Annotated in this window: 5 protein-coding genes; 4 read left to right on the top strand and 1 reads right to left on the bottom strand. The window is 39.3% G+C overall.

All coding sequences use genetic code 11. The features are described from left to right. Window positions 1-201 precede the first annotated feature (201 nt). A complete protein-coding gene (locus AAF462_10365; GenBank protein MEM7009525.1) occupies window positions 202-489 on the bottom strand; it encodes a co-chaperone GroES in 288 nt (95 codons plus the stop codon). A gap of 225 nt (window positions 490-714) precedes the next feature. Here AAF462_10365 and AAF462_10360 point away from each other — a divergent pair, with 225 nt between their 5' ends. The 4 genes from AAF462_10360 to AAF462_10345 all read left to right on the top strand — a co-directional run. Continuing rightward, entirely contained in the window at window positions 715-1,347 is a 633-nt protein-coding gene (locus tag AAF462_10360) for an L-threonylcarbamoyladenylate synthase (protein MEM7009524.1), read from the top strand. Beyond that, a complete protein-coding gene (locus AAF462_10355; GenBank protein MEM7009523.1) occupies window positions 1,334-2,539 on the top strand; it encodes a DUF1015 domain-containing protein in 1,206 nt (401 codons plus the stop codon). The genes AAF462_10360 and AAF462_10355 overlap by 14 nt, the downstream gene beginning before the upstream one ends. Window positions 2,540-2,619: 80 nt before the next feature. Beyond that, complete coding sequence (locus AAF462_10350) at window positions 2,620-3,171, top strand: LemA family protein (GenBank protein ID MEM7009522.1); 552 nt, start codon at window positions 2,620-2,622, stop codon at window positions 3,169-3,171. 12 nt (window positions 3,172-3,183) lie between these two features. Further along, a partial coding sequence (locus AAF462_10345) for a DUF2207 domain-containing protein (GenBank protein MEM7009521.1) occupies window positions 3,184-4,363 on the top strand: 1,180 nt, incomplete at its 3' end.

The following is a 4,363-nucleotide window of genomic DNA, read 5'->3' as shown; positions in this document are numbered from 1 at the left end:
TCCGTCCTTAGTTACTACCGGAGCGCCAAAGGTCTTTTCTATAAGTACGTTTCTGCCTCGTGGGCCCAGGGTTGCCTTAACTGCGTTCGCTAGTGCGTTTACGCCGCTTAAAACTGAATCCTGCGCCTCTCTGTCAAATTTGATTTCCTTTGCCATGATACTGTAAACCTCCTGAATAAAATCTATATTTGATTATTGCTCTTAGGTGACAATAGCTAAAATCGCATCTTCACCAACTATTAAATATTCATCTCCATCGACTTTTATTGGTATTACGCCATAATTACCAAAAAGGATCTTATCTCCCTTTTTAACGTCAAGTGGTTTGATATTACCGTCAGGAAGTATAATTCCTGTGCCTACTGCAATAACTTTTCCTTCTTGTGGTTTTTCAGCGGCGGTCTCGGGGATAATAATGCCGCCCTTGGTTTTTTCTTCAGCTTCAACTACTTCTACTAGAACCTTGTCGTGTAGTGGTCTTACCTTCATTACATACTTCCTCCTTAGTGTTATTAATTCTTTTTAAACTAAGCACGAATATCTTCGTGTCAAGATTAAAATATTTTTGTTTGATTTGTACTGGTAGGAGATCAACCCTTCCGGAGTATTTGCCCCATACAAATATCCAAATTAAGATAACTATATGTAATAATTTGTCAACCTTACGCTGGAAGGGGCGAAATTTAGCAGTTATTATTTTGAAACGTAAATGCCATGACCCAAACCGAGTTAATTTCACTAAACGATCCTGATTGCATAAATAAGTCGGCCTCAACTCTAAGAGGCGGGGGCGTGATCATCTATCCGACTGAAACACTTTATGGCGTAGGTGCTCTTGCTTCTAACAATAATGCTGTTGAGAATATATTTGAGGCGAAGGGAAGACCTGTGGGGAAACCCATACCATTATTGGTAAAAGACATAGATATGGCATCAAAGCTCGTAAGAGTAAGCCCTTTAGCTTCTATACTTGCTGAGCAATTCTGGCCGGGAAAGCTAACTATGATTCTTGATCAAATAGCAGATCTGCCGGAAAAAATTACATTTGGATCAGGGAAAATAGCCGTCAGAATCTCATCTCACCCATTTATGCTTGGCCTATTTGAGCGCTTTAATGAGCCGCTTACATCAACCAGCGCAAACATCAGCGGGGGACCAAATTTGAATGATCCAAAAGAGCTTTTTGACACTTTTAACGGCAAAGTTGACCTTATAGTCGACTCTGGTAAGATTCGAGAATCTAAAGGCTCTACTATTGTAGATTTAACGCTTGATCCGCCCGAAATTCTAAGGGATGGCGATGTAGACCCAAACACACTTAAGGAGTATATTGATGGCCACAGTTAAAGGATTTAGAGGTATCAGATACAATCCAGACAAAATAGATGACTTTGGAAAAGTGCTAGCGCCCCCATATGATGTAATTAACTCAAAAGAGCAAGACGAGCTGTATGAAAAAGACCCTTATAATGTGATTAGACTAATTCTCTCTAAGGGCGATGGAGATACCAAGTATGAAAAAGCGGCAAGTACCTTTAGAGATTGGATAGGACAGGATATATTGACGCGCGATGATGAGCCAAGCATATATCCCTACTACCAGGAGTTTGAAGAGGGCGGCAAAAAGCTTACAAGAAAAGGGTTTTTAGCCGCTGTTAAGGTTGAGGATTTTGATACTAAAAAAATTCTCCCTCACGAAAGAACATTCCCAAAGCATAAAAAAGACAGATTAAAACTAAACACCGCTTGCAAGGCCAATATGAGTCCTGTTTTCTCAGTTTATTCTGACCCAGAGATTGTTATAGAAAAGCTTTTGGACGAAAAGCTGACAGGTGAGCCTATATTTGATGTTACAAACGAGGACGGCGTTAGAAATATGATGTGGAAGATATCTGATCCAGACACCATATCATTTATAAGCAATCACCTTTTGGATAAAAGTTTTCTTATTGCAGATGGCCACCACCGCTATGAAACCGCACTTGAGTATAGAAACATTCAAAGAGCAGAAAATGGAGATAGCTCTGAAGATAGTCCCCATGAGTATGTCATGATGTTTCTATCAAATGCCGAAGATGAGGGTCTAATTATTAACCCAACCCACAGGGCAGTTAAGAGCTTGGGAATGGATCTAGAGACTTTTCTAAATAGGCTGAGTGAAAATTTCAATATAGAGAAAGTGCCGTTTGATGAGGGAGTTTCTAATATTGGATATAAAGAGTTTACTATACTCACCAAAGATCCGGATACTGTTTACAGAATATCTCCAAAAAATCAGGATATAGAGGGACTAGCTGTAACAATTCTTCATAATGAGGTTTTTGGAAAGATTATTGATGATGACTTTTTCTTTACAAAGTTTTTAGACGAAGCTGTCTCTTTAACAAAGAGCGGCGAATACGAAGTAGCATTTATACTCCCAGAGCTCAGGGCGAGTGATATTTTCGATGTGGTTATGACAGGAGACAGGATGCCTCAGAAGACAACATATTTTTACCCAAAGATACTTTCTGGCTTAGTCTTTAATCCTCTAGCATAGATTGATTTATAGGGCATTTTAGATTAATAATTATCATTATCTTTCTTACCCACCTAAAATGGTTTGTATAGGAGATTAGAATGACCCTAATTATTCTAGCAATAATCGTAGCTGTAGCAGTTGCTGCAGTAACTATCTACAACGGACTCGTTAAACTTAGAAACACATCAGAGCAAGCTTGGGCAGACGTGGATGTGCAGCTTAAGAGAAGATACGACTTAATACCTAATCTGGTGGAGACAGTAAAAGGGTACGCTTCTCACGAAAAAGAAACATTTGAGAAAGTAGTGCAGGCCAGAAATCAGGCTATGGGCGCCGGTACTCCTTCCGATAAAGGAGTGGCGGAGAATTTTCTTACCTCTGCTCTTAAGAGCCTTTTTGCTTTAGCTGAGGCATACCCAGATCTAAAGGCCAATCAAAACTTTCTAGACTTACAAGACGAGCTCTCTAAAATAGAAGAGCAGATACAACTGGCCAGACGCTACTACAATGCTGTTGTAAGAGATCTAAATACCAAGATTGAAACTGTGCCGAGTAATATCATCGCTAATATGTTTAATTTTGAACAGAAGGACTATTTTGAACTAGACTCTGAGGAAGAAAGACAAACTCCTAAAGTAGACTTTAGCTAGATAAAATTTGCCATGCGCAATTTATCACTATTCCTATTACTACTGATTTCCACGTTACTTATTGCGTCAAGCGTATCCGCTGAGGAAATACGTAATTTTAATTCCAACATTTATATCAACAATGATGGAACAATAAACGTTCAAGAAAATATAGAATATGATTTTGGAAACGCACTAAGGCATGGCATATATAGAGATATTCCCTATAAGTACAACTTGGGCTACAAAAACTATAACACCAGACTAGATGTATTAAACGTAACAAACTTTAAGGGCGAGCCGTATATTTATGAAGTCACCAAATCAGGCGGCTGGGTAAATATTAGAATTGGTGATCCGGACAGGAAAGTTACCGGGATTCATAGCTACAGGATCGAGTATAGGGTTAGAGGCGCAATCACCTTTTTTGATGATCATGATGAGCTCTACTGGAACGTAACAGGGGATGAGTGGCGCGTTCCAATATTAAGCTCCATTGCAAATGTTAAGTTTGGTCAGGACATAACTAATGGAGTTAAAGCTGCTTGCTATACCGGCCCAGGTTGGTCTGAATCTAAAGACTGTGAATATGAGATAGACACTGCCGGTGTTCAATTTAAAACATTATCAAGTCTTAGCGGAGGGGAAGGATTAACAATAGTAGTAGGGGTGCCTAAGGGCATTATCCAAGAACCGTCTTCGCTATCCAAATTCCTATGGTTCTTATCTGACAACTGGGCATTTGCTCTGCCGTTCGCTACTTTCTTTGCACTGTTTCACATATGGAGAAAGAGAGGAAGAGACCCGGAGGCAAAAGGCGTTATTGCAGTTAAGTATGAGCCGCCAGAGAATATTACTCCAGCTGAAGCTGGAACGCTCATAGATGAGAGGGCAAATATTTTAGACTTAACATCAACAGTAATTGATCTTGCGGTAAGGGGATATTTAACAATTGAGGAGATAACTACAACTAAGTTTTTCTACTTTACAAACAAAGACTACAAAATTATCAGAACTCAAAAGCCCTTGGATTCAATTAAATTATATGAGGACAGAATCATCTCTGGAATGTTTGGAGGAAAAGATACAATAATGGTTTCTGAACTCAAAAATAAGTTTTATTCTCATATTCCAGGAATTAAAGACGCTCTTTACAAAGAGCTTGTAGCAGGCAGGTACTTCCCAACCAATCCAGAGAACGTGAGAAGGATTT

It is taken from the genome of Thermodesulfobacteriota bacterium (assembly GCA_039028315.1).
Classification (GTDB): domain Bacteria; phylum Desulfobacterota_D; class UBA1144; order Nemesobacterales; family UBA2774; genus CR02bin9.
This window is presented reverse-complemented; position numbering and strand designations above follow the sequence as displayed.